The organism is Photobacterium carnosum, from assembly GCF_002849605.1.
Classification (GTDB): domain Bacteria; phylum Pseudomonadota; class Gammaproteobacteria; order Enterobacterales; family Vibrionaceae; genus Photobacterium; species Photobacterium carnosum.
In genome coordinates this window covers 1-25,881 of sequence record NZ_NPIB01000039.1, presented here as the reverse complement: position 1 = coordinate 25,881, position 25,881 = coordinate 1, and the positions used below count along the sequence as shown (strand labels likewise).

The following is a 25,881-nucleotide window of genomic DNA, read 5'->3' as shown; positions in this document are numbered from 1 at the left end:
GTGTGGCTGATCATCCTCTCAGACCAGCTAGGGATCGTCGCCTTGGTGAGCCATTACCCCACCAACTAGCTAATCCCACCTGGGCTAATCCTGACGCGAGAGGCCCGAAGGTCCCCCTCTTTGCTCCCAAGAGATTATGCGGTATTAGCTATCGTTTCCAATAGTTATCCCCCACATCAGGGTATATTCCCAGGCATTACTCACCCGTCCGCCGCTCGTCAGCAAAGAAAGCAAGCTTTCTTTCTGTTACCGCTCGACTTGCATGTGTTAGGCCTGCCGCCAGCGTTCAATCTGAGCCATGATCAAACTCTTCAATTAAAGTTTTGTTGTCTCTTTCGAGACGGCTCAATAAATACTGACTTTAAATACCGTAGTAAATTAAAGCTTTTTATCATTCAAAGAATGATAATTAAATAACTGTGTCACTTTCTTATTTTACCTTTAAAAAAGTAAACTAAAAAAGCAATCGAACTATTTCTAGTTCTAGGTCACTCAGTTTATTGATAAATCTTTCGACTTAACTATTCAGTGAGCGCCCACACAAATTGCATGGTCAAATTGTTAAAGAACATACTGAACTCGGTAACCGCTTGCGCCGTTGCCCGTGTCAGTGAGGTCGTATTATAGGGAGATATTTGCTGCTGACAACCTTATTTTTACCATTTCATTTCGTTCGCTCAATCATTAATCTATAACGTCAAATTATGCCAAATAAAACAGCTTTCATTATAGATACCGTTTATTTTTGACATATTCCAACAACAAAAAACGCCTTAGCACGTTAATGCTAAGGCGTTAATTAATAATAATTCGTTATTTTAAGCGCTCATTTTTTAATTATGCTTGTTTAGCAACAATCTTATCGTCTTCTACTGACAGTACGATTGGTTTACCTGGCATAAATTTACCTGATAGCAAATCTTGTGCTAACGGATTCTCAATATATTGCTGTATGGCACGTTTTAATGGACGCGCACCAAATACAGGATCAAAACCAGCATCAGAAATTAACTCTAAAGCACTCTCTTCAACCTCTAACTGGAAATCTTTCTCCGCTAAACGTTTTTCCAAGCGCGCAAGCTGAATTGAAGCAATATGTTTAATGTTATCTTTACCCAGCGGATGGAACACGACGGTCTCATCAATACGGTTAATAAACTCAGGACGGAAATGTTGTCCAACCTCTTCCATCACTAATGCTTTAATACCTTCGTAATCCAAACTACCGAAGTGTTCTTGAATTCGACCAGAACCCAAGTTCGAGGTCATAATGATTACCGTATTACGGAAATCAACCGTGCGACCTTGACCATCAGTTAGACGTCCATCATCTAATACCTGTAATAGAATATTAAATACATCAGGATGCGCTTTTTCGACTTCATCAAGCAAAATAACGGAATATGGGCGGCGGCGAACAGCTTCAGTTAAATAACCACCTTCTTCATAACCCACATAACCTGGAGGCGCACCCACTAAACGTGCCACTGAGTGTTTTTCCATAAACTCAGACATGTCGATACGTACCATTGCATCTTCACTATCAAACATAAAGTTCGCCAGTGATTTACATAGCTCAGTTTTACCAACACCTGTTGGGCCTAAGAATAAGAATGAACCAATTGGTCGTTGTGGATCAGATAAACCGGCACGACTACGACGAATCGCGTTGGCTACTGCCTCAACCGCTTCTTCTTGTCCAATAACACGATTATGTAATTCATCTTCCATACGTAATAATTTATCACGCTCGCCTTCAAGCATCTTCGCAACCGGAATACCCGTTGCTTTAGAAAGCACATCAGCAATTTCAACATCGGTTACTTTATTTTTTAGTAACGTCATATCTTGCATTTCAGCTTGAGCGGCTAAATCCAGTTGCTTTTCAAGTTCAGGGATACGCCCGTACTGTAATTCTGACATGCGATTTAAATCACCCGCACGACGCGCGATTTCAACATCAGTACGCGCTTGCTCAAGTTCAGTTTTAATATGCTGAGTACCTGACAATGAGGCTTTTTCTGCATTCCAGACTTCTTCAAGCTCAGAATATTCGCGTTCTTTAATGTCTAATTCTTCAAGCAAGTTACTCAAGCGCTTTTGGCTTGCATCATCACTTTCTTTTACTAATGCTTGCTGTTCAATCTTTAATTGAATAATGCGACGTTCTAAACGATCCATAGATTCAGGTTTAGAGTCAATTTGCATACGAATACTGGAAGCAGCTTCATCAATCAGATCAATCGCTTTATCGGGTAATTGACGATCTGAAATATAACGATGTGATAACGTTGCTGCCGCTACAATCGCAGGATCGGTAATTTCAACATGATGGTGAAGCTCATAACGCTCTTTTAAACCACGCAAGATAGCAATGGTATCTTCAACGCTTGGCTCATCCACCAGCACTTTTTGAAAACGACGTTCTAACGCTGCATCCTTTTCTAGATACTGACGGTATTCATTTAAGGTTGTTGCACCAACACAATGTAATTCACCACGCGCTAAGGCAGGTTTAAGCATATTACCCGCATCCATTGAGCCTTCGCCTTTACCCGCGCCGACCATGGTATGGATTTCATCGATAAACAATATAATACGACCATCTTCTTGAGACAGTTCATTTAATACGGCTTTTAAACGCTCTTCAAATTCACCACGAAATTTAGCACCCGCAATCAACGAACCCATATCTAATGATAATACCCGCTTGTCACGTAAGCCTTCAGGCACCTCACCGTTAACAATACGTTGAGCTAACCCTTCAACAATTGCCGTTTTACCGACACCAGGTTCACCAATGATCACGGGGTTGTTTTTAGTACGACGCTGTAAGACTTGAATGGTACGACGAATTTCATCATCACGACCAATCACAGGATCTAACCGACCTTGTTCTGCACGCTCGGTTAAATCGATAGTGTATTTACTTAATGCTTGGCGATTGTCTTCTGCGTTTTGATCATCAATTTTCTGACCACCACGAATTTGATCGACCGCTTTACTTATTTGATCTGCTTTTAAACCCAACTCACGTAATAAATTACCCAATGGGCCTTTATCGTTATCAACGGCAGCGAGGATAAATAATTCAGATGAAATAAACTTGTCATTACGTTTTTGTGCCAGCTTGTCACACATATTAAGTAATGCGCCCATGCTATTAGATAGCTGAACTTCACCACCAATACCGGTCACTTTTGGAATACGCTCTAATATCTCACTCAAGCGTGAACGCAACTGAGTAGAATCCACATTCAAAAGGGTGAGTAAAGGTCGGACAGTACTGCCTTCTTGGTTTAATAACGCAACCATAAGATGAGCAGGTTCAATATATTGATGATCACGTCCTAATGCTAATGACTGTGCATCAGAAATTGCTGCTTGGAATTTACTGGTAAATCGGTCAAGACGCATAGGTCCCCCAATAATAAATTTAATAACCTGTTACTAGTTATATGGTAGTTAATGGGCGTTTTTCAAGGCTATGAAAGCGCAAAATAATGCTGCAAAAAAAGCGGGTATATTGTTAGCCAATATACCCGCTTATTATTTGTGATGATTACGGTAAGATTAACGCAGCCAAATTAATGAGGCTTGGCGTCCAGTGACCGCTTGACGACGATAAGAATAAAACAACTCATCGTTATTGAACGTACAGTACTCACCACCATAAATAGCGTTGATACCGTGCTGTTGTAATCGTTGTCGCGCCAATAAATATAAATCAGCTAACCACTTATCACCATGAGCGATAAATGCATCAGCAGCATTGGCGTTAACATCAATAAACTGCTGTCGCACTTCATTGCCAACTTCAAACGCTGTTGGACCAATTGCCGGCCCCATCCATGCCATAATATCAGCCGCAGGACAGGTAAACTTAGCAATGGCGTTATCAATCACTCCAGCAGCAAGTCCCCGCCACCCAGCATGAACAGCAGCCACTTCAGTTCCTTGCTTATTACACAATAGAACAGGCAAACAGTCAGCCGTCATGATGGCACAGGCTAAACCAGGCTCACGGGTAAAGCTACCGTCAGCATCGATAAGATCGGTTAACGGCGCAGTGACATCAATCACAATCGAGCTGTGAATTTGATTCAACCACGCAGGCTCTGCAGTTAACCAACAATGCTGTTTCAATAATTGACGATTTATCAGCACTGAACTGACATCATCCCCAACGTGCAATCCCAAATTGAGAGTATCGTAAGGTACAGAACTGACACCGCCGAAACGGGTTGTACTGACCGTTAATACATTCTCTGGAGCAGGCCAGTTAGGAATGATGGTTCGCATTAATAGATATCTTCGTTATTTTCAACGGTATCTTTACGTAGAATATCAATCATCGCTACCATGTCGTTAGGTAATGGTGCATGCCATTCCATTAACTCACCCGTAATCGGATGTGATAGACGCAGCATACGTGCGTGCAATGCTTGACGATCAAATGAACGTAATGCATGAATAAATTCATCAGATGCATGACGTGGCGGACGAGGACGACCACCATAAATCACATCACCAATCAATGGATGACTCATGTATGACATGTGTACACGAATTTGGTGAGTACGACCTGTTTCTAGACGTAATACAATACGTGTATGTTCACGGAAACGCTCAGCAACACGGTAATGGGTGATTGCATCTTTACCCAATTCATGGACTGCCATACAGATACGTTTGGTTGCATGACGACCGATAGGTTTTTCAATCGTACCACCGCCAGTCATTTGACCCATGGCAATAGCTTCATATTCACGCGTGATATGGCGTTTTTGTAGTGCACGCACTAAACGTGTTTGTGCTTGAATAGTTTTCGCAACAACCATTAAGCCAGTCGTGTCTTTATCCAAACGGTGCACAATACCTACACGCGGTACTTCTGCTAATGCTGGGTAATGATATAACAATGCATTTAACACTGTACCATCAGGAGTACCAGCACCTGGGTGAACCACAAAATCACGTGGTTTATTGATCACCAGAATATCGTCATCTTCATAAACAACATCAAGTGGAAGGTCTTGCGCAATCCAACGCAATTCATCTTCAATTTCAGCTTGAATGAAAAGTTCTTCGCCACCCATCATTTTTGAACGTGGTTTGTTGTCAATTTTACCGTTTACTGAAACCATGTCCTTTAGAATCCACTCTTTGATACGAGAGCGGGAATAATCGGGATGTAATTCAGCAATAACCTGATCAAGGCGCTTACCTAGTTGGCTTTCGCTAACTGTACTTGTTAATTCTATTTGCTGTGCCATAACGAACTTTTTTAAAAAGCGTGAGACTAATTGTCATACGCTGCGTAAAATGTACCAAGCTTAATAAAACGATGCTTGATGTAAATTAATATAATGTCATTGTATCTGTTAACGGCTCAGTCCGTAATGGATCGAGCAAAATAAAATTTTTTTCAAGGAAACTGACGCCGTAATGAAACGCCTGACAATATCGACTTTTCTAGCTGTAGCCTTGCTTTCAGGCTGTTCCAGTACTGAGAAAGTCATTCCTGATGTTCCACCATCAGACTTATATTCTACTGCCCAGCAAGCATTGCAGAGCGGTAATTGGAACAATGCTATCGAGCGCTTAGAAGCAATGGACTCTCGTTATCCATTTGGCGCTTACTCAAATCAAGTTCAATTAGATTTGATCTATGCCTACTACAAGAATGATGATCTACCGTTATCTCAAGCCACTATTGCGCGTTTTTTACGCTTAAACCCAACCCATCCACAAGCTGATTGGGTTTATTATATGCGTGGTTTAACGCATATGGCACAAGATCGTAGCTTTATGCATGACATGTTCAATGTTGATCGTTTTGATCGTGATCCAACCCCTTCACGCCAAGCATTCCGCGATTTTAAATACTTACTAGAACGCTTCCCTGATAGTCAGTATGACGCAGATGCGAAAGCGCGTATGGTTTTTTTGAAAAACCAACTTGCTGAGTATGATCTCGCTGTTGCAGATTTCTATGTTCGTCGAGAAGCATGGATTGCAGCCATTAACCGTTGCCAACAAGTTCAACGCTTATATCCAGACACTGGTGCTGCCCGTAAATCATTGCTACTTGAAAAAACAGCTTACGCTAAATTAAAACTGGACAAAGAAGTCTCACGTACGGAAGCAGTGATTAAACTTAATCCAGTAAAATAACACCTAAAAATACACCTATAAAAAATGGCAGCTCAATAAGCTGCCATTTTTATAAATTATGTTAACAACAATTATTTACTTCAACGAATAACGTCGTAATGACGACAAATCACTTCCTTGAACAAAAAACGTTCAACAGAATGAAATTAAACGTATTTATTCCCTAGTCAGCGTTAGCTACCAGCAAAAAACCTTGATCCATACTGCCTTAAACCATCACTAAACCTCAAGCTTTTTTTAGACACTTTTTTGCAACAAACCCACGTTGATCACATTTTTTTTGCTGAAAATTCATTAACCCCAATAATGTGACACAGAGCACATTATAAGTTGGTATTTTTAGTAATCTGAACTTAACCCAACGAAGGGTAGCAAACGAGGAAGATAAATATGACATTAGAAATCACTGGCAAAAACATCGATATCACCCCGGCTATCCGTGAGCGTTTTGAATTTAAATTCAATAAGTTAGAAAAACTTCAGGTGCCACTAATCAAAAAACACGTCATGATTAGTAAAGAACCAAACAAGCTATTTAAAATTGAAGCATCTATTGGTATTGCTGGAGGAAAGTTGGTCGCTTCTGCAGAACACGAAGACTTGTTTGGTGCGATCACTGAATTATATCAAAAGTTAGATCGCCAACTGAAGAAACAAGCTCACAAACCAAATGCACGCCGTGCGAGTCATAGTGAAAAACCAACACAAGCTGAAGCTGAAGATACAGCTGAGTATGATGACGAAGTAGAATTTGATGAAGCATAATCGTTAATGATTAAGAGGATTTAAAACAGCCCTGCTAATGCAGGGCTTTGTGCTTGACAAAAAAAATCACCCTGCCTAATGTGGATTACACTGTTAATACGATAATATGCCGCTTTCATATTCAAGAAAGCCGATCATAATAAGGATCGCTATGACCGATAATACACTTTCTTCATTGGATGATATTCGCCGCAATGTCACTCGCATCGATAATACACTGTTAGCTCTTTTGGCTGAGCGCCGCACGTTAAGCCTTGAAGTAGCAAAAAGTAAAATTAGCACCGCTAAACCTATACGCGACCAAGCCCGTGAACAAACATTATTATTGCGTCTTATTGATACAGCTAAAGAATATCAGCTAGATCCGTTATATGTGACCCAAATTTTTCACACCATTATTGAAGATTCCGTTCTGTTTCAGCAGGCTTATTTACAGCGCTTAGTCAATCCTGAAAATGCCTTACCAACGGCACGAGTCTCCTTCTTAGGCGCAAAAGGCTCTTACTCGCACCTAGCCAGTCGTAATTATTTTAGCCGTAAACAGACCCAATTAGTCGAAATCAGTTGTTCATCATTTCGAGATATTGTTAATGAAGTCGAAACTGGTCATGCAGATTATGGTGTACTCCCCATAGAAAACACCAGTTCAGGCTCAATCAATGAAGTCTATGACCTATTACAGCACACCAGTTTATCGATTGTAGGGGAAATTACCCAACCGATAGAACATTGCTTATTAACTGCGGTTGATACTCAATTGGAACATATTGATACCCTTTACTCCCATCCCCAGCCACATCAACAATGCAGCGAATTCCTCCATGGGATGGGGAAAATTGATCAACAATATTGCTCAAGTACTGCCGATGCAATGCAGACCGTAGCAGATCTGCAACTGCCGAATATCGCCGCTATTGGTAATGCGTCTAGTGGTGAAATCTATGGTTTAACCCCAATAAAAACCAATATTGCCAACCAACAACAAAACTTTACCCGCTTTATTGTTGTTGCCCGTAAACCGGTTAGCGTCAATTCATTGATTCCCGCTAAAACAACCTTAATTATGTCAACAGCACAAACAGCGGGCTCACTCGTTGAATGTTTACTGGTGCTTCGTAATGCAAACATCAACATGACTAAACTTGAATCTCGCCCTGTTATTGGTAATCCATGGGAAGAAATGTTTTATATGGATGTCGAAATTAATTTAAAAGATCCATTAATGCAGCAGATATTAAAAGACCTCACTCGTTTAACCCGCTTTGTTAAAGTCTTAGGTTGTTATCCAAGTAAAAACGTCACCCCAACAGAGGTTGAGTTCATCGAGTAATATCAGCTCAAATAACGGCTAATTATCATCATTAAAAAAGCCGACCTTCATTATATTAATGTGATCGGCTTTTTTGTAATCATGTTACCAGGCTTCAAGCCCTTTATTTACGTCGAGTTGAATCATTCGCCTGTCTAAGTAGTCCTTGGCTCTCGACTAAAAAATATTGGGCATAATCACCAAACCAATGCTCAACCTGTCCAAAAGCTTGTTTAAAGGCGGCTTTATCTTGGCGCTCTAACATTGCAATCGCTTCGCCAAAACGTTGATGGAAGCGTTTGATCATCGCTAAGTTCTGAGGCGCTGACATAATAATATCCGCATACAACTGCGCATCTTGCGCAAATAGTCGCCCAACCATGGCAAGTTCTAAACGATAAATCGGCGAGCTTAGTGACATCAATTGTTCTATTTTTGGGTCTTCTTCTGCTAAATGAACCCCATAAACAAATGATGTAAAATGACGTAAAGCCTGAATAAGAGTCATGCCCTGATCATGCTCAATCGCACTAATACGATTTAATGATGCCCCCCAAATCTGAATTTGTTCCAATAACCATTGGTAACATTCAGGCTGACGACCATCACAATAAACAACCACTTGTTTAGCTAAACTTGGAATCTCTGGACCAAACATAGGATGTAAACCAACAACCGGTCCTTGATGAATATCTAACATTGCTTGTAGTGGACCACTTTTTACAGAGGTTAAATCAGTAAGAATACAATCTTTTGGTAAGTTAGCTAACTTAGCGATAATCGCTTCCGTCATATGAATAGGAACGGATACCACCACCATTCCCGCATCATGCAATATCTCATCCGCTCGATGCCAATCATCACTGCCTAAAATACGGACTTGATAACCCGATAACTCAAACATCCGTTGAAATAGCTGCCCTAATTGTCCATGACCACCGACAATAACGATTGGACGTAATTGAGGATTAAGACACTTAAAACCAGAATCATTTTCACTTGAATACGATTCTCGCATGGTTCGTCGTAACACATCCTCAATCAGATCTGCAGGCACGCCTTTTGATTCAGCTTCTTGACGACGAGATGCCAACATTGCAGCTTCACGATCAGGGGCATAAATAGGCAATCCATGCTTACTTTTAACTACCCCGACTTGTTCAACTAACGCTAAACGGCGCGCTAGTAGCTCCACCATTTGACGATCAACATCGTCTATTTGATCTCTTAATATGCTTAACTCAGCAACCATGACTTTTGACATCCGTATTTATCCAACTGCAACTATAATGCAAAGGGTTATTTAATTCTATTTTGTAAAAACGGCACTAACTCTTGGTGGGCTTTCCGCAATAATTGTTCTGTCGCTTCCCAACTAATACACGCATCAGTAATGGATACTCCGTAAGCCATATCTTGTAATGGTAAATCCGCACTTTGATTACCTTCATTAAGATGACTTTCAATCATTAAACCAATAATTGAACGGTTTCCTTCTCGAATTTGATGAATAACATCCGTCGCTACCAATGGCTGTCGTTGGTAATCTTTAAGAGAGTTAGCATGGCTACAGTCTATCATTAACGACGGTGTAAGGCCTGCCGCTGCCATTTCTGTTTCACATTCAGCCACCGACACCGAATCATAATTAGTTTGTTTACCGCCACGTAAAATAACATGACCATCAGGATTACCTTGCGTGGCAAGTAATGCCACCTGTCCATTTGGATTGATCCCCATAAACTTATGCCCAGAAGCTGCCGCTTGCATCGCATTAATCGCGGTCGCTAAACTGCCATCAGTGCCATTTTTAAACCCAACAGGCATCGATAATCCACTTGCCATCTCGCGGTGAGTTTGTGATTCCGTAGTACGTGCGCCAATGGCTGACCAGCTAAATAAATCGCCCAAATATTGCGGACTAATAGGATCCAGTGCTTCTGTGGCAACAGGGATCCCCTCTTCAACAAGGTCAATCAATAATTGACGTCCAATATGCAACCCTTCTTCAATTTCAAACGAACCATCAAGGTAGGGGTCATTAATTAATCCTTTCCAACCCACTGTTGTACGGGGTTTTTCAAAATAAACCCGCATCACAATATAGAGTTGATCATCAAGCTCAGCAGCGAGTTGTTTTAGTTTTTGAGCATATGTTTTTGCTTGTTCTACATCATGAATCGAACACGGTCCACAGACCACCAATAAACGGTGATCATGATGATGAATAATATCAGCAATCGTTTGACGTGATTGCTCAATAAATGCCAGCGCTGTATTTGATACCGCCATTTTATGTTTCAATTGCGAGGGGGTAATTAACACGGATTCTTCTGCAATATGAATATTGTTTAAGCCATCTTTTTCCATCGGTCATCTCTGCCTGTTATAGATATTCTTCCACCAACATAACAACTTCATCATCATCACCGCAACAACTTGTAAACATAGAATGCCATTTGTAAATATTAATTTACAAATGGCATTCTATTTCTATCCTTTCCGTTTTTATAATCTGTCTTATTTTAACCATTATTAAATTACAAACGAGGCTCCATGGTGCCATAGCGTTCAAAACCTTGCTGCCATTTAGTGAGATATAAACCTTCTTGCTGACGGCGATATTCACAAATACCCCACTTCACTTTTCCTTGTTCACCTAACTTGAAAATATGCTCTAAACTGCAATGTTGATCTAATCCTTGCTGGTAGCCTTGTTGATAACTGCCATAATCTAATGTCATTGTTGGATCATATTTTTTAGTGATTACTTCTAAATTGTCATGCGATAATTTTTCACTACCAGCAATACCGTTATAAAAGCCTAATTGATGAAAGTCACCATTGGTCACTAATTTTTTTTGTGTCACACAACCCGTCATTAAAGCTCCAATTACCACGGTAAATAAGACCTTCTTTATCATTATCAATTCCTTTTAGAAAAACACATCAACGTCTATACCACATTAAAAGCGTGCTTATATTAACAAATATCGATAGAAGTTATTATTGAACACTAATGCATATCACATTCATAACATTATATTAAGAAGTAAAAAATTGAAACTATTACACTAGCCGCCATCTGAAAAAATACGATTTCTTTCGAATCGTCACATTACGTAGCGAGAATATATATGGCGTGGTTTTTACTTTGCGTAGCAGCCTTAATTGGTGGTTATTTTATTTATGGTAGCTTTATTGAAAAAGTCTTTGGCGTAAACGCTAATCGTCAAACTCCCGCTTATACCAAGCAAGACGGGGTTGATTATGTTCCCATGTCTAACAACAAAGTCTATTTAGTTCAGCTCTTAAACATTGCTGGCGTTGGCCCTATATTTGGTCCCATTATGGGGGCGTTATATGGCCCAGCAGCCATGCTATGGATTGTACTTGGTTGTATTTTTGCAGGGGCCGTCCACGATTATTTCTCCGGCATGCTTTCAGTTCGTAACGGTGGCGCATCTGTCCCTACATTAACAGGACGCTACTTGGGTAACGGTGCAAAACATTTTATGAATATCTTTGCTATCGTACTGTTACTGCTTGTTGGCGTTGTATTTGTCTCTGCGCCAGCAGGTATGATCACTAACCTGATAAATGATCAAACTAATCTTAATGTCTCAATGACGACAATGGTGGTGATCATTTTTGCTTACTATATTCTGGCAACAATTGTGCCTGTTGATAAAATTATTGGTCGTTTTTATCCCTTCTTTGGTGCTTTACTGATTTTTATGTCGGTCGGATTAATCACCGCTATTGGCATTTCAGATGAACACGAATTATTAGGCGGTTTTGAAATTAGTCATATGTTCACCAACATGAACCCTAATGACTTACCATTATGGCCTGCATTGTTTATTACCATTGCGTGTGGCGCTATTTCGGGCTTCCATGCCACTCAATCACCATTAATGGCCCGTTGTATCGAGAATGAACAAAATGGTCGATTTATTTTTTATGGTGCAATGATTGGGGAAGGTATTATTGCCTTAATCTGGTGTGCGTTAGCTTTATCATTCTTTGGTTCGATAGAAGCATTGTCTGATGCTATTGCTAATGGTGGCCCAGGTAATGTGGTCTATAGCTCATCATTTGGTTTATTAGGCGTCTTTGGGGGCATCATTGCTTTTCTTGGGGTGGTTATTCTACCGATTACTTCAGGCGATACTGCATTCCGTTCAAGTCGTTTAATTCTGGCTGAATATTTTAATATGGATCAAAAACCATTACGTAATCGTCTACTAATGGCAATGCCTTTGTTTGTGTTAGGTGCGATTTTAACCCAAGTCGATTTTGCAATTATTTGGCGTTATTTTGGCTTTGCGAATCAAACCACCGCGGTAATGATGCTGTGGACGGCATCAGCTTATCTATTACGGCTTGATAAATTGCACTGGGTCGCAACCATCCCTGCGATGTTTATGACTACCGTATGTATCAGCTTCATTCTTAATAACGATCAACTTGGATTCGGCTTACCGATGACAGTCTCAACGGTTGTAGCACTGATTGCGACAGGCTTTATCACCGTCATGATCATTAAAAAATCACAAGGAAAAGGCGTGACCGATATTGATGCGGATGATACTGAACAAACCAACACACCTCTATCATCAAAAAGCTGATATACGATAATTATAACAACCTTAACAAACCAGTGCTCGTCACTGGTTTTGTTCATTACCTTAATTTATAGCCAACCCCTGATTTACAGCCAAAAAAAAGCCCACCATGTAGGTGGGCTTTTCGATAAACGTCAGACGCTTATTACTTTTTAGTAAGCTTCTCGCGGATACGTGCTGATTTACCAGAACGCTCACGTAGGTAGTACAACTTGGCACGACGTACTGCACCACGACGTTTAACAGTAATGCTGTCAACTACTGGAGAGTGAGTTTGGAACGCACGCTCAACGCCTTCACCGTTCGACATTTTACGAACAGTGAATGCTGAATGTAGACCACGGTTACGGATTGCGATTACAACGCCTTCAAAAGCCTGTAGACGCTCACGATCACCTTCTTTAACTTTAACTTGTACAACAACAGTGTCACCTGGTGCAAAAGTTGGTAGGTCTGTTTTTAGTTGCTCTTGCTCAAGAGCGTTAATGATGTTACTCATTTGATGTATACCCTAGAATAAACTGATACTAATTTAATTAAATACTTGCTTTATTTTCGCGGATAAATTCCGCGAGCAAGAATTCCTGATCGTCAGTCAGAGCTAGGTTTTCCAGGAGCTCCGGTCTTCTCAACCATGTACGGCCTAACGATTGCTTTAATCGCCAGCGACTAATCTCTTGATGATTGCCAGACATTAATACCGAAGGTACTTCATGCCCGTCCAACAATTCTGGTCGTGTGTAATGAGGACAATCTAACCAACCATTTGCAAAAGAATCTTCTTCTGCTGACGCAAAATCACCCAGTACGCCCGGAACAAACCGAACGACGGCATCAATTAGCGTCATGGCAGGCAATTCGCCACCCGTTAACACAAAATCACCGATAGACCATTCTTCGTCTACCTCTTGCTGGATAATGCGCTCATCAACCCCTTCATAGCGACCACAGATAAGAATTAAATTCTCAGCCTGCGCTAACTCCTCAACACCAGCTTGATCTAGCTTACGGCCTTGAGGGGAAAGGTAGATTACTTTAGCCGGACCTTTTGCAGACTTTTTAGCAGTGTGAATGGCATCGCGCAAAGGCTGCACCATCATTAACATACCTGGTCCACCACCATACGGTCGATCATCTACCGTGCGATGTTTATCGTGCGTAAAATCACGAGGATTCCACGTATCGACACTCAAAAGGCCTTTTTTTACCGCCTGGCCTGTTACCCCATAATTGGTAATGGTAGAGAACATTTCAGGAAAAAGACTGATTACTCCAACCCACATATGCTCACTCACTTATTACCAGAGGTTAAAACTCAGGATCCCAGTCAACTTCGATCCGCTGAGCAGTGCGATCAATCAACTTGATGACCTGCTCATCGAGGAACGGAATTAAACGTTCCTTCTGTCCGAAAGCATCTTTGAGATTCGCCTTAACAACTAACACATCGTTGGCACCTGTTTCCAGGATATCAGTGACTTTACCAAGGTCGTAACCTTTAGTAGTAACCACTGTCATACCAAACAACTCACGCCAGTAGAATTCTTCATCTGACAATACGGGTAGTTGATCAGCCAAAACTGCCACTTCTGCATTAGTGAAAACTTGAGCATCCTCGCGGATATCCATGCCTTCTAGCTTAGCAACAAGACCTTGGCCGTGGCGCTTCCATGATTCAACATGGATTTCCGTCCACTCGCCTTTGATTTTAATCATCCAAGGGGTGTAGGAAAAAATACTTTCGGATTCTTCGGTGTAAGAAAAAACTTTGAGCCAACCCTTGATACCGTAGGTGGCACCCAGTTTACCGACAATAATGTGGTCTTGGTTTTTAATACTCATCGTCTTTCTCTGTACCTAAGTACTAATTAAGCTACAGCTTTAGCTGCATCTTTGATTAGTTTAGCTACACGATCAGTCGCACAAGCGCCTAGACCTAACCAATGGTTTACGCGATCTAGATCTAAACGTAAACGCTCTTCTTGACCCTTAGCTAGTGGGTTGAAGAAACCGATCTGCTCGATGTTTGCGCCGTCACGTGGAGCACGTGCGTCAGCAACAACGATTTGATAGAATGGACGCTTCTTAGCGCCGTGACGTGCCAAACGAATAGTTACCATATCGTCCTCTTTGCATTACTGTAAAATAAATGACCCCGCTATAATAACGAGGTCCGTGCCAAAATAAAGCCTCGGAATTTTACCCTTTGGGACGGCGAATGCAACTGCTTTAGTTACTTTTTCACCGTTTAAGTAGAATAAAAGCTTTAAAACCATTAAAAATCAGACTATTAACGACCAGGGAACATTCCACCGCCAGGCATCATGCCTTTCATTTGACGCATCATATTCTTCATTCCACCTTTTTGCATCTTTTTCATCATCTTTTGCATCTGGGTAAATTGCTTCAATAATCGATTAACGTCTTGTACTTGAGTACCAGAACCAGCAGCAATTCGCTTCTTACGTGAGCCTTTAATTAGCTCAGGTCGAGCACGTTCGCCTTTCGTCATTGAATTGATAATAGCTTCCATTTGCATGAAAATTTTATCATCAACTTTATCTTTCATATCGCCAGGCAACTGCGACAGACCCGGAAGTTTGTCGAGCATGCCCATCATGCCACCCATGTTTTTCATTTGCTGAAGCTGGCTACGGAAATCTTCAAGATCAAAACCTTTTTTCTCTTTAAATTTCTTAGCTAATTTTTCTGCTTCTTTTTTATCAACGTTACGTTCTAGATCTTCGATCAACGATAAAACGTCACCCATACCTAAGATACGAGAAGCAACACGATCAGGGTGGAACGGTTCTAAAGCATCAGTTTTTTCACCAACACCTAAGAATTTAATCGGTTTACCAGTAATGTGACGTACAGATAACGCCGCACCACCACGAGCATCACCATCAACTTTGGTTAAAATAACACCAGTTAGTGGTAATGCATCATTGAATGCTTTTGCTGTATTAGCGGCATCTTGACCCGTCATGGCATCAACCACGAACAAGGTTTCAACCGGGTTTAATGCTTGATGGATGTCTTTGATCTCACCCATCATTTCTTCATCAACGTGCAAACGACCTGCGGTATCGACAATCACCACATCATAGAACTTGGTTTTACCATACTCTAAGGCTGCTTTTACAATCGCTAATGGTTTTTGCTCAACATTTGATGGGAAGAAATCAACGCCAACATCTGTTGCAAGGGTTTCAAGCTGCTTGATTGCCGCAGGGCGGTAAACGTCGGCAGAAACAACCAATACTTTCTTTTTATCACGTTCTTTTAATAGCTTACCTAATTTACCTACACTGGTGGTTTTACCCGCACCTTGTAGACCCGCCATTAAGATAACGGCTGGCGGTTGGCAGCTTAAATCAAGCGCTTCATTACCTTCACCCATTACCGCTTCAAGTTCAGATTGAACAATCTTAATGAACTCTTGCCCAGGCGTTAGGCTTTTCGATACTTCTGTACCAACTGCACGCTCTTTTACGCACTTAACAAATTCGCGAACAACAGGCAGCGCAACGTCGGCTTCAAGTAATGCCATCCGCACTTCACGCAAGGTATCCTTTATGTTGTCATCCGTAAGACGACCACGGCCGCTGACATTTTTAAGTGTTCGCGATAAACGCTCGGTTAAATTTTCGAACATGTGGTGCTACTCGCTCGTTACGCAACTCAATCAAAAAATTGCAAAATTATCAAAATTGCTACAAGTATACCGCAAAAAAGCTTGGCCTTTCATGTAAACCCATCGCTCTTTTCGGGATTACATTGGCGACGAAGGTTTGAGCAGGGTATAATTGCTGCCTCTAAATATTAAAAATAGCTATTCGTTACTAAGGAGCTATCTGGTTGACTATGGACATGCTAATTGCCATCCCTGCAGTAAGCTTTTACATCATTGCGCTGCTGCTTGTTGTCCCAGGGCTTGCTAATAATAACGGCATTAAAACTCAACCGGTTTTTATTACCGCCGTTATTGCTATTGCCTTGCATTTACTATTGCTTAAAGATCTTATCTTTGGTTCAACAGGTCAAAATCTCAGCATCCTTAACGTTGCATCACTGATTAGCGTTATTGTTGCCAGTTTAACTACGCTTGCAATGTTAAAAATGCGGATCTGGTTCTTATTACCGATAGTGTATAGCTTTTCCGCTATCAACTTGTTTGCCGCAACGATGTTACCTGGGGCTTTTATTACCCATTTAGAAGCTCAACCGCAAACTTTAGTGCATATTTCTTTAGCATTGTTCTCATATTCAACATTAATGATTGCTACGCTATATGCTTTACAGCTCGCTTGGCTTGATCACAAATTAAAACATAAAAAAAGCTTACAGCTTAATCCTAACATTCCACCATTAATGATGGTAGAACGCCAACTTTTCAAGATCATTATTGTCGGTTATAGCCTCTTAACCGTCACACTTATCAGTGGCTACTTTTTTATTGGTGATATTATTGCCCAAGGTAAAACACATAAAGCAGTTTTATCCTTATTAGCCTGGATAATTTATAGCGTACTATTATGGGGTCATTACCGCCAAGGCTGGCGTGGCCGTAAAGTGGTTTGGTTTAGTCTTACTGGCGCTTTTCTACTGACATTAGCCTATTTTGGAAGTCGTTTTGTAAAAGAAATTATCATTGGTAGTTAGCCCTACTACTTACACCTAAATTATTGCTACACTTATTTTATATATAGCCGTTGTGTTATCTATTATTGTTCAGTTATTCAATGACTAACAATATTTGCTCAATCTGTTAAGGACTGCCCCTTTTGGACCAAATTTCCACAGGCTTACTCTTTGCTTTACTCGCTCTTATGATCGTCATTTCAGCTTATTTTTCAAGTTCTGAAACGGGGATGATGACACTTAACCGTTACAAACTACGTCACCTTGCGAGCCAAGGACATAAAGGGGCTCTGCGGGTAGAGAAACTTCTTTCACGTACCGATCGTCTACTTGGCTTAATTCTAATCGGTAATAATTTAGTAAATATTATCGCATCTGCCATTGCAACCATTATTGGTATGCGGCTTTATGGTGATGCTGGCGTAGCTATTGCAACAGCAGTATTGACCATTGTTATTCTTGTTTTTTCTGAAGTTACCCCAAAAACAGTGGCAGCGCTATACCCAGAAAAAGTCTCTTACACTAGCAGTATTTTACTTAATATTTTAATGAAATTACTCTACCCATTAGTATGGTTTGTTAATGGTATAACTAACGGCTTCTTGTTTATTCTGCGTGTAAAAAAAGACGACAACAGCGCCTCAAACATTAACTCTGAAGAATTACGTACTATTGTCAACGAAGCTGGCGCGCTAATCCCTCGCCGTCATCAAGATATGTTGATTTCTATTCTTGATTTAGAAAATGTCACCGTTGAAGAGTTAATGATCCCACGTAATGAAATTGCAGCAATCAATGTCAATGATGATTGGAAATCCATTGTGCGTCAGTTAAGCCACTCAGCACATGGCCGAATTGTCTTATATCGCGACAGTATTGATGAAGTGGTTGGTATGCTACGAGTCCGTGAAGCTTATCGATTAATGATGGATAAGAATGACTTCAGTAAAGAAAACCTATTACGGGCCGCTGATGAAGTGTATTTCATTCCAGAAGGTACACCGTTAAATATTCAATTACTGAAATTTCAACGCAATAAAGAACGCATTGGCTTAATTGTTGATGAATATGGTGATATTCAAGGTTTGATCACCGTCGAAGACATCCTTGAAGAAATCGTCGGTGAATTTACCACTTCAATAGCCCCCACACTGGCCGAAGAGATCACCCTACAAAAAGATGGCAGCTTATTAATTGAAGGCAGCGCAAATGTTCGTGACCTTAATAAAAGCTTAAATTGGCAGTTACCAACAGATGGCCCACGAACATTAAACGGTTTTATTTTAGAACATTTAGAGTACATCCCTGATAAAGGGATTAAAGTAAATATTGCTGGTCAAAAAATGGAAGTCATTGAGGTTTCTGGCAATATGATAAAGTTAGTCAAGGTATTGCCAACAAGCAGCAAAACAGAAACTCAAATCAAAAAAGAACTAGAAATTAATAGTCACTGACCACGCTAACTATCTTTAAATAACGATAAAAACAGCAGTTTAGAATAAAAAGCCGCATTGTGATTTTATACACAATGCGGCTTTTTTTAGTATTCAATATTGGTAATTATTTCACATGTAATTGCTGCAACATTGCTTCAGGTAAAGCAAGAACATCGTTTTTATTGACCTCAATACCCGCATTGATAATCGTAGTTGCAATCACTTGTGCTTCTGTTAGCGAATGCATGCTGTAAGTACCACATTGGTATTCATTTAACTCTGGTATTTGATCTTGAGTAGCGACTGCTAGCACATCTTGCATTGCAGCTAACCAAGCGGTTGCAACTTGCTGCTCAGTTGGTGTGCCGATCAAGCTCATGTAAAAGCCAGTGCGACACCCCATCGGTGAAATATCAATAATTTCCACAGTAGTAGAATTTAAATGCTGCCGCATAAACCCTGCGTACAAGTGCTCTAAAGTATGGATACCACGCTCGCTAAGAATATCAGCATTAGGGCGACAAAAGCGTAAATCAAACACGGTAATGGTGTCGCCTTTGGGGGTTTGCATGGTCTTGGCTATCCGTACTGCGGGCGCATGCATTTTGGTATGATCGACAGTAAAGCTATCAAGTAATGGCATTGCTTACTTCTCCTTGTCTTAAAAATAAATCCTAGCACCTAATTTCTATAGTGCATATTCCAATTAACCTACCACCAACCTTTATTGTTATCGAGCTCTTTTCTGCATTGTTTCAATTGCCAGCCGTAGTCTCTCGATTGCTGCTCAACCTTACGAGCCACTTTCATCAACCATGGTTTATTACGATAAGTACCACGTTTATAGCCACCACGACCTTCGTGATAAGCAAGATATTGTCTATACGCATTCCATTTTGAAACCCCTAATTGACGTTGAGTTTCATAGGTGTACCAACCAATAAATTGCATTGCATCATCAAAACTACTGCGGGAACCACCATGTCCGGTATGTTTTTGAAAATCAGCCCATGCTGGATCTTGCGCTTGAGCATAACCATACGCACTACTCACCCGTCCCCATGGAATAAATCCAAGCACATAGTCTTTAGGGGGTAATGCATCGTGACGGTAACTACTTTCTTGCTTCATGATTGCCATCGCAACATTAATGGGTGTACCCCATTTTTGCTGCATATCGACTGCATCTTCATACCAATCAGGGTATTGGCGAAAGATACTACACAAATTTGATTGGTTACTTGGTGGTGGTGTCGCACAACCACTGACAATAAAAACCACCACGGTAAGTAATAATAATCGCACACGTAATCGCATTTTTAACCTTACTTGTTAATTATTAAAATTAGTCAAAAAAAAAGCTGACACTTAAAAAGTGTCAGCTTAATTAGCTATATTATTTGGTTAACGTCGGTATTTCCACATCAACATCAGCAAAATAATCTGCTAAAAAATCATCAAACGAAAGTGTGTCACTTTGTTCAATTTGACGTTGTTTAATCACCGATGCAGCCACTTCGTGTTCAAACGTCGCTTGATCATAAAAACGGAATGCTTGCTGCGCTAATTTCTTTGTATGTGCCGTTGCATAATAATCACCAAGAGGACCAATACCTTGATAGGTTTTAATCTGATCAAGTAGCTTAGCTGAAAACGTTAATTTAGGATCATCAATCCATGTTAATAAGCGCTGATAAGTTTGCTGGTATTTATCATTACCGTATAAACCATCCAGAGTCATAGCCACTTGCTTTAATTCGGCAAAAACACGATGTCCCCATGTTTTTAGAAGTAGTTCTTCGCCATGACAACCAATTTTAAGTAGTAATTCTGGATTACGACCATCAACAACCACTTTATTCCAATTCTCACGCCAACATGCTAATTCACAATCAGTCATATCAGGCGATGGCGTTAGTGTTGCCCAAATTAAAAATAGATCAAGAAAACGCACCTGATCTTCATCAATACCAATTGGGCTAAATGGGTTCACATCAAGTGAGCGCACTTCAATATATTCCACCCCTGCACGCTTTAATGCTTCTGATGGTTTTTCACCACTTTTAGCAACACGTTTAGGACGAATAGGTGCATAAAGCTCATTTTCTATCTGTAATACATTACTATTTAACTGCTGACGCTTACCATCAACAACCACACCTAACTCAGAGAACTCATCTGATGGCGTGTGAATCGCACTATTAAGCCCGGTCAAATATTGTTCCATATTATTAAACCCAATTTTTAACGAGCTTTGAGCATGATTGGTATAACCTAAATCACTTAATCGTAATGCGGTTGCATTTTCTAAAAAATAAGTGCCTTTACCTACTTTTTCAAACGAAGATTTTAGTTCTTCATTTTGAATAAATGAACCACATAACGCAGGCGAAGAACCAAATAAATACGGAATTAACCATCCAAAACGGTAGTAGTTTCGAATTAATCCAAAGTACGCATCAGAAACTGAATCTTGGCGTTGCAGCTCTGTTTGATCGCCAAATAAACTATCCCAAAAAGTATCAGGGAAAGAAAAATTAAAATGCACCCCAGAAATAATTTGCATCACACTACTATAACGACGCTTTAGGCCTTCACGGTAAAGTGTTTTCATTTGACCCGTATTTGAACTACCGTACTGCGCTAATTCAATCTCATCTTGATCACCAACAAAACATGGCATAGACATTGGCCATAAGCGCTCGCCAGCCATATGGCTTAATGAAAACTTATGAATATCGTCTAATTGTGCAAGTAGATCGTCAACATCACGAGAAACTGGCGTAATGAATTCTAATAAGGATTCAGCAAAATCAGTGGTGATCCATTTATTGGTTAATGCCGATCCTAAAGCAGTAGGATGTGGCAATGAAGATACTTGTAGGTCATCTGTGATACGCAAAGACTCGCGCTCAAGACCACGCCCTAACTGTGTTAATGCTTCAGGATTTTTGGCAACCTGTTGCAACCTTTCGGAAAAAGTCATGAAGGCTATTCTCGTTTTTATCCAATTGAAGAAAACAGGGTAATCATTATTTAACAGGATTACCATGCTTTATAGTATTAATCATTGTGAAACATATGCACTACACAATAGCAGCCTTTAACTTAATAAAGGCTGTTATTGTTAGTCTATCTTACTGATTAAGTGCTAATTGATGAATAGGCAAATCTAAAGTCTTTAATTGTGGTAATAATGTTTTCGCATCCCCGACGATAACTATTTGATAGTCTTTAGGGTTAAACCACTTCTGCGCTAATTTATCCATTTCAGTTTTAGTGATTGTAGCGACAATATGATTTCGTTGAGCCACAAAATCTTTTGGTAAATCGTAACTAAGTATATTTCCTAATAACGCGGCTTTTTTAGCAGGTGTTTCATAGCTTAATGCGTCTTGTTGACCAACAGCTAACCGCATAAATTTCACTTCTTTATCGGTTAACCCTGTCATGCTCATACGCTTTAATTCCGTCATAAACTCTTTAATCGCAGGCAACGTTGCATTCGCACGTACTTGTGCATAAAAACTTGCCAGACCAATTTCACGTCCACCGGTTAAATAACCGCCTGCACCATAGGTATAACCTTTATCTTCACGTAAGTTCAGATTTAAACGACTATTAAAATTACCTGCTAAATTAAAATTAGCTAGCTGGGTCTTAAATAATTCACCCGTTGCATCATAAGCTAAGCCTTGACGTACAAATCGAATCACAGTTTGTGGCGCATTGGATTTATTCACTAACCATACTGCTTGTTGTGATAGACGTGGCAATATTGGCGTAGAAAAAACAGGCTCAGGCTGTCCTTTCCATGCTGTTAACGGTGCCAGATCAGCCTTTAAATTTTTTGAGCTAATATCACCAACAACCACAACATCAGCACCATTAGGAGTGTAATAACGCTGATAGAAATCCTTAACATCTTGCAGAGTAATGGTATTAATCGATGCGTGGGTTCCTTCTGCTGGACGACTAAATACCGTACCTTTAAATAACACATCACGGGTGGCTTGACTTGCTAACCATTCAGCACTTTGATGTTCATAAACAATGCCTTCCAACATTTGTTTTTTTAATCGTTTAAAATCAGATTCAGTAAAGTTAGGCGTCAATAATCGTTGCTCAAACAAGGCTAAAGTTTGAGGTAAATTCTTCGTCAGCGTAGTTAATGATATGGTAGAACCATAAAGTCCTGCATTAACAGTAATACTACTGCCTAAGGTATCCAGTTTTGATGCCATCTGCTCAGCGGTTAATTTAGTTGTCCCCTCATTCATCATTGTTGCTGTCAATTGCGCTAATCCAGCTTTGCCTTCAGGCTCAACTCGACGTCCCGCAGGCACCCCTAACTGTAAAGTAATAGTTGGCGTTTCTTGATATTCGGTCCCAATAACATTAATGCCATTGGCAAGTTTAAATTCATATAAACTCGGCATAACCGCTTTTACTGGAGTAGATGCTTGTGGCATCACACTACGATCAAAGTTATCAGTCACCGTTCGATAAGCCAGATCTTGTTCTTTAATCTTATGATGTTGTGATAAATGGCGAGGTGCAGGCGTAAAGTTTGGCTGCGCAGCCTGTAGCTGTAATTGCCCTTTAGGTACCACGCTTAAGCTCACGCTTGGCTGCTGGTATAGATATTTATTATAAGCGTCCATCACACTGTCAGTCGTGACTCGATTAACATTTGCCAGCTCTGTTTGTAAATAATTAGGGTTACCAAAAAAGGTTTGATAAGCCGCTAATTGTGAGACTTTGCCCGCTACACTTTGTAAACCATAAATGGCACTTGCAGCAACTGATCCTTTAATTTCATCCAGCTGTTGTGGGTTAATGCCTTGGGTTTCGATACCATTAACAACCGCCATCACTTTAGTACGCAACTGTTTTAAATTGCCCTGATTACCACTTGGTGCCATGGCATAAACATACATAGTACACGCAAGCTCAGCACAATCTTGAAAAGCGCCAGCATCAACAGCGTCGCCAGTCTTAACTAATTTTTGATACAGTAAGCTATTAGTACCACTGCCAATAATTTGTCCTAGCATATCCAATGATGATTGATCTTTCGCGCCAAGATACGCGGTTGGCCAACCCATCATTAACATCGGTTGTTGAATGTTATCTTCAAGGGTAATAAAGCGATTATTGGCTAATTTTGCGGGTTGTTTAGGTGCAGTTTTAACTTCAGGGCCACGAGGGATAGAACCAAAATACTTATTCACCCATGCTAGTGTTTGGGCTTTATTTATGTCACCACCAATGGTTAATGTTGCATTGTTAGGTCCATACCAACGTAAGAAAAACGCTTTAAGATCATTAACATCAACCCGATCAAGATCTTCGACATAACCAATAGTCTGCCATGAATATGGGTGACTGCGCGGATATAATGCTTCTGCCATCTTTTCATAAATCATCCCATAAGGACGATTCTCAAAGTTCTGAGCACGTTCATTTTTAACGGTTGAGCGCTGGATTTCAAATTTCCGTTGTGACACAGCATCCAATAAAAAGCCCATTCGATCAGACTCTAACCACAACATTTTTTGAAGTTGATTAGCAGGAACTGTTTCATAATAATTAGTACGATCACGGTTAGTACTGCCATTAAGAGTGCCACCGGCTTCCGTTATTAGACGAAAATGCTGCTGATCACCAACATGTTTTGAACCTTGAAACATCATGTGCTCAAAGAAATGGGCAAAACCAGACTTGCCTTGTTGTTCACGTGCCGAACCGACATGATAAGTGACATCAACATTCACCAGTGGATCGGAATCATCAGGTGACAAAATAACCGTTAAACCATTCGCTAACTGATATTTACTGTAAGGAATCACAGCTTTACCCGTTATGGCTTTCACTTGCTCAATAAATTTAACGCCTTGCGGTAAATTATTATTTAATGAAGTATCTTCGCTCCATTGACTACAGCCAGCTAATGACAGTAATGCTGCACTTAAAACCCACTTTTGCACGTTAATACATTCCTTACACTGATAATCCGGGAAATAACCCTAACACAATCGCTGCTAAGGCAATATAGCGTATCATTTTCCCAATAAAAATAGCCGTAGCACACCACCAAAAACGCATTCTCAACCATCCGGCGGCTAAGCACAATGGATCACCAATTAATGGCATCCAACTTAATAATAAACTCCAATAGCCGTATTTCTTTAACCATAATAATGCTTTATTACTTTGTTTATTCTCAGCAGTTTTATCAGGGAGTAATAGACCTAACCAATAATTAGTTAACCCGCCAAGGGTATTACCGATGGTCACCACCGCCACAATTTGCCAAACAGGATTATCGCCCATTTTTAACGCGGCTATAAGGTTGGCCTCTGAGCCTCCAGGTAATAACGTTGCGCTTAAAAATCCGGTGGCAAAGAGTACCCATAACCCAAGATCACCATTCATTAATTCTGTCATCAAACTGTTATCTCATTAATTAATAATGCACATTCCACCGCCACTCAGCCTATCTTGAGCCAATAGTACAAAACATTTAGGGTTGATAATAATACCAAGTCTATTAATAGACGGTTATTTAATATTGAATTTAACGGTGATAATCGTTATCACCAGGAAGCTAAGCTACAGCATATTGATAGTATAAATAGAGGAATGATCTTAAGACTAAAATTGAGGCATAAAAAAAGCCCAGCCTAAGCTGAGCTTTTAAATGATGGTGCGCGCGGGAGGATTCGAACCTCCGACCGCCTGGTTCGTAGCCAAGTACTCTATCCAGCTGAGCTACGCGCGCACTAATTCTGTTACAACAACAAACATTGAGGTCTGCTGCTTTTAAATGATGGTGCGCGCGGGAGGATTCGAACCTCCGACCGCCTGGTTCGTAGCCAAGTACTCTATCCAGCTGAGCTACGCGCGCACTAATTCTGTT

At 40.4% G+C, this 25,881-nt stretch carries 22 protein-coding genes, 2 tRNA genes and 1 rRNA gene; 6 read left to right on the top strand and 19 right to left on the bottom strand.

Annotated features, from left to right (window positions below; genetic code table 11):
• The 4 genes from CIK00_RS20205 to rluD all read right to left on the bottom strand — a co-directional run.
• Positions 1-318 (bottom strand): 16S ribosomal RNA (locus CIK00_RS20205); the annotation flags it as partial.
• Positions 319-837: 519 nt separating this feature from the next.
• Entirely contained in the window at positions 838-3,417 is a 2,580-nt protein-coding gene (gene clpB, locus CIK00_RS20200; protein WP_101770347.1) for an ATP-dependent chaperone ClpB, read from the bottom strand.
• Between the two features lie 156 nt (positions 3,418-3,573).
• On the bottom strand, positions 3,574-4,302 hold the full coding sequence (gene pgeF / locus CIK00_RS20195; RefSeq protein ID WP_101770346.1) for a peptidoglycan editing factor PgeF: 729 nt from the start codon (positions 4,300-4,302) through the stop codon (positions 3,574-3,576).
• Positions 4,302-5,276: a 23S rRNA pseudouridine(1911/1915/1917) synthase RluD gene (gene rluD / locus CIK00_RS20190; protein ID WP_101770345.1), complete on the bottom strand. Its 975-nt coding sequence runs from the start codon at positions 5,274-5,276 to the stop codon at positions 4,302-4,304. The genes pgeF and rluD overlap by 1 nt, the downstream gene beginning before the upstream one ends.
• Positions 5,277-5,448: 172 nt before the next feature.
• Here rluD and bamD point away from each other — a divergent pair, with 172 nt between their 5' ends.
• The 3 genes from bamD to pheA all read left to right on the top strand — a co-directional run bounded on the left by bamD (position 5,449) and on the right by pheA (position 8,272).
• On the top strand, positions 5,449-6,177 hold the full coding sequence (bamD, locus tag CIK00_RS20185) for an outer membrane protein assembly factor BamD (RefSeq protein ID WP_101770344.1): 729 nt from the start codon (positions 5,449-5,451) through the stop codon (positions 6,175-6,177).
• 390 nt (positions 6,178-6,567) lie between these two features.
• A complete protein-coding gene (gene hpf, locus CIK00_RS20180) occupies positions 6,568-6,942 on the top strand; it encodes a ribosome hibernation-promoting factor, HPF/YfiA family (protein WP_101770343.1) in 375 nt (124 codons plus the stop codon).
• A 151-nt stretch (positions 6,943-7,093) separates the two neighbouring features.
• Positions 7,094-8,272, top strand: coding sequence for a prephenate dehydratase (gene pheA, locus CIK00_RS20175; RefSeq protein ID WP_101770342.1), 1,179 nt, complete (start codon positions 7,094-7,096; stop codon positions 8,270-8,272).
• A gap of 103 nt (positions 8,273-8,375) precedes the next feature.
• On the opposite strand, the gene tyrA is transcribed toward pheA, so the two are convergent.
• From tyrA to CIK00_RS20160, 3 genes are all read right to left on the bottom strand, one after another.
• Positions 8,376-9,503, bottom strand: coding sequence for a bifunctional chorismate mutase/prephenate dehydrogenase (gene tyrA, locus CIK00_RS20170; protein ID WP_101770348.1), 1,128 nt, complete (start codon positions 9,501-9,503; stop codon positions 8,376-8,378).
• A 47-nt stretch (positions 9,504-9,550) separates the two neighbouring features.
• Positions 9,551-10,621: a 3-deoxy-7-phosphoheptulonate synthase gene (locus CIK00_RS20165; protein ID WP_101770341.1), complete on the bottom strand. Its 1,071-nt coding sequence runs from the start codon at positions 10,619-10,621 to the stop codon at positions 9,551-9,553.
• Between the two features lie 170 nt (positions 10,622-10,791).
• Positions 10,792-11,175, bottom strand: a complete 384-nt coding sequence (locus CIK00_RS20160; RefSeq protein ID WP_101770340.1) for a DUF2799 domain-containing protein — start codon at positions 11,173-11,175, stop codon at positions 10,792-10,794.
• 213 nt (positions 11,176-11,388) lie between these two features.
• On the opposite strand from CIK00_RS20160, the gene CIK00_RS20155 reads away from it, so the two are divergent.
• Positions 11,389-12,882, top strand: coding sequence for a carbon starvation CstA family protein (locus CIK00_RS20155; RefSeq protein ID WP_101770339.1), 1,494 nt, complete (start codon positions 11,389-11,391; stop codon positions 12,880-12,882).
• 142 nt (positions 12,883-13,024) lie between these two features.
• Here CIK00_RS20155 and rplS read toward each other — a convergent pair whose 3' ends face one another.
• The 5 genes from rplS to ffh all read right to left on the bottom strand — a co-directional run bounded on the left by rplS (position 13,025) and on the right by ffh (position 16,537).
• Positions 13,025-13,378: a 50S ribosomal protein L19 gene (gene rplS, locus CIK00_RS20150; protein WP_045038596.1), complete on the bottom strand. Its 354-nt coding sequence runs from the start codon at positions 13,376-13,378 to the stop codon at positions 13,025-13,027.
• Positions 13,379-13,415: 37 nt separating this feature from the next.
• Positions 13,416-14,162: a tRNA (guanosine(37)-N1)-methyltransferase TrmD gene (trmD, locus tag CIK00_RS20145; protein WP_101770338.1), complete on the bottom strand. Its 747-nt coding sequence runs from the start codon at positions 14,160-14,162 to the stop codon at positions 13,416-13,418.
• A 25-nt stretch (positions 14,163-14,187) separates the two neighbouring features.
• The gene (rimM, locus tag CIK00_RS20140) at positions 14,188-14,721 is read right to left on the bottom strand and encodes a ribosome maturation factor RimM (protein WP_101770337.1); all 534 of its coding nucleotides are present in this window, start codon (positions 14,719-14,721) and stop codon (positions 14,188-14,190) included.
• Between the two features lie 26 nt (positions 14,722-14,747).
• Complete coding sequence (gene rpsP, locus CIK00_RS20135) at positions 14,748-14,999, bottom strand: 30S ribosomal protein S16 (protein WP_101770336.1); 252 nt, start codon at positions 14,997-14,999, stop codon at positions 14,748-14,750.
• 170 nt (positions 15,000-15,169) lie between these two features.
• A complete protein-coding gene (gene ffh, locus CIK00_RS20130; RefSeq protein ID WP_101770335.1) occupies positions 15,170-16,537 on the bottom strand; it encodes a signal recognition particle protein in 1,368 nt (455 codons plus the stop codon).
• Between the two features lie 209 nt (positions 16,538-16,746).
• Here ffh and CIK00_RS20125 point away from each other — a divergent pair, with 209 nt between their 5' ends.
• Positions 16,747-17,544 carry a cytochrome C assembly family protein gene (locus CIK00_RS20125; protein WP_101770334.1) on the top strand — a complete coding sequence of 266 codons (798 nt, stop codon included), beginning with the start codon at positions 16,747-16,749 and terminating at the stop codon, positions 17,542-17,544.
• A gap of 122 nt (positions 17,545-17,666) precedes the next feature.
• Complete coding sequence (locus CIK00_RS20120) at positions 17,667-18,977, top strand: HlyC/CorC family transporter (RefSeq protein WP_101770333.1); 1,311 nt, start codon at positions 17,667-17,669, stop codon at positions 18,975-18,977.
• Between the two features lie 106 nt (positions 18,978-19,083).
• Here CIK00_RS20120 and luxS read toward each other — a convergent pair whose 3' ends face one another.
• From luxS to CIK00_RS20085, 7 genes are all read right to left on the bottom strand, one after another.
• Positions 19,084-19,602 carry an S-ribosylhomocysteine lyase gene (gene luxS, locus CIK00_RS20115; protein WP_101770332.1) on the bottom strand — a complete coding sequence of 173 codons (519 nt, stop codon included), beginning with the start codon at positions 19,600-19,602 and terminating at the stop codon, positions 19,084-19,086.
• 68 nt (positions 19,603-19,670) lie between these two features.
• Positions 19,671-20,276: a transglycosylase SLT domain-containing protein gene (locus CIK00_RS20110; protein WP_101770331.1), complete on the bottom strand. Its 606-nt coding sequence runs from the start codon at positions 20,274-20,276 to the stop codon at positions 19,671-19,673.
• Between the two features lie 79 nt (positions 20,277-20,355).
• The gene (gene gshA / locus CIK00_RS20105; RefSeq protein WP_101770330.1) at positions 20,356-21,945 is read right to left on the bottom strand and encodes a glutamate--cysteine ligase; all 1,590 of its coding nucleotides are present in this window, start codon (positions 21,943-21,945) and stop codon (positions 20,356-20,358) included.
• 151 nt (positions 21,946-22,096) lie between these two features.
• Entirely contained in the window at positions 22,097-24,949 is a 2,853-nt protein-coding gene (locus CIK00_RS20100; RefSeq protein WP_101770329.1) for a M16 family metallopeptidase, read from the bottom strand.
• A 13-nt stretch (positions 24,950-24,962) separates the two neighbouring features.
• Positions 24,963-25,409: a YqaA family protein gene (locus tag CIK00_RS20095; RefSeq protein WP_101770328.1), complete on the bottom strand. Its 447-nt coding sequence runs from the start codon at positions 25,407-25,409 to the stop codon at positions 24,963-24,965.
• A gap of 257 nt (positions 25,410-25,666) precedes the next feature.
• Positions 25,667-25,743: transfer RNA gene (locus CIK00_RS20090), tRNA-Arg, on the bottom strand.
• A gap of 49 nt (positions 25,744-25,792) precedes the next feature.
• Positions 25,793-25,869 (bottom strand) — tRNA-Arg (locus tag CIK00_RS20085).
• Positions 25,870-25,881 lie beyond the last annotated feature (12 nt).

What these genes read in the sequence shown, in the direction of transcription:
- CIK00_RS20110 (WP_101770331.1), bottom strand. Translation starts at nt 20,276, where the DNA reads ATGCGATTACGTGTGCGATTATTATTACTTACCGTGGTGGTTTTTATT.
- CIK00_RS20155 (WP_101770339.1), top strand. Translation starts at nt 11,389, where the DNA reads ATGGCGTGGTTTTTACTTTGCGTAGCAGCCTTAATTGGTGGTTATTTT.
- pheA (WP_101770342.1), top strand. Translation starts at nt 7,094, where the DNA reads ATGACCGATAATACACTTTCTTCATTGGATGATATTCGCCGCAATGTC.
- rimM (WP_101770337.1), bottom strand. Translation starts at nt 14,721, where the DNA reads ATGAGTATTAAAAACCAAGACCACATTATTGTCGGTAAACTGGGTGCC.
- clpB (WP_101770347.1), bottom strand. Translation starts at nt 3,417, where the DNA reads ATGCGTCTTGACCGATTTACCAGTAAATTCCAAGCAGCAATTTCTGAT.
- CIK00_RS20165 (WP_101770341.1), bottom strand. Translation starts at nt 10,621, where the DNA reads ATGGAAAAAGATGGCTTAAACAATATTCATATTGCAGAAGAATCCGTG.
- tyrA (WP_101770348.1), bottom strand. Translation starts at nt 9,503, where the DNA reads ATGGTTGCTGAGTTAAGCATATTAAGAGATCAAATAGACGATGTTGAT.
- CIK00_RS20160 (WP_101770340.1), bottom strand. Translation starts at nt 11,175, where the DNA reads ATGATAAAGAAGGTCTTATTTACCGTGGTAATTGGAGCTTTAATGACG.
- gshA (WP_101770330.1), bottom strand. Translation starts at nt 21,945, where the DNA reads ATGACTTTTTCCGAAAGGTTGCAACAGGTTGCCAAAAATCCTGAAGCA.
- trmD (WP_101770338.1), bottom strand. Translation starts at nt 14,162, where the DNA reads ATGTGGGTTGGAGTAATCAGTCTTTTTCCTGAAATGTTCTCTACCATT.
- pgeF (WP_101770346.1), bottom strand. Translation starts at nt 4,302, where the DNA reads ATGCGAACCATCATTCCTAACTGGCCTGCTCCAGAGAATGTATTAACG.
- CIK00_RS20125 (WP_101770334.1), top strand. Translation starts at nt 16,747, where the DNA reads ATGGACATGCTAATTGCCATCCCTGCAGTAAGCTTTTACATCATTGCG.
- rplS (WP_045038596.1), bottom strand. Translation starts at nt 13,378, where the DNA reads ATGAGTAACATCATTAACGCTCTTGAGCAAGAGCAACTAAAAACAGAC.
- hpf (WP_101770343.1), top strand. Translation starts at nt 6,568, where the DNA reads ATGACATTAGAAATCACTGGCAAAAACATCGATATCACCCCGGCTATC.
- luxS (WP_101770332.1), bottom strand. Translation starts at nt 19,602, where the DNA reads ATGCCATTACTTGATAGCTTTACTGTCGATCATACCAAAATGCATGCG.
- rpsP (WP_101770336.1), bottom strand. Translation starts at nt 14,999, where the DNA reads ATGGTAACTATTCGTTTGGCACGTCACGGCGCTAAGAAGCGTCCATTC.
- bamD (WP_101770344.1), top strand. Translation starts at nt 5,449, where the DNA reads ATGAAACGCCTGACAATATCGACTTTTCTAGCTGTAGCCTTGCTTTCA.
- CIK00_RS20095 (WP_101770328.1), bottom strand. Translation starts at nt 25,409, where the DNA reads ATGACAGAATTAATGAATGGTGATCTTGGGTTATGGGTACTCTTTGCC.
- ffh (WP_101770335.1), bottom strand. Translation starts at nt 16,537, where the DNA reads ATGTTCGAAAATTTAACCGAGCGTTTATCGCGAACACTTAAAAATGTC.
- rluD (WP_101770345.1), bottom strand. Translation starts at nt 5,276, where the DNA reads ATGGCACAGCAAATAGAATTAACAAGTACAGTTAGCGAAAGCCAACTA.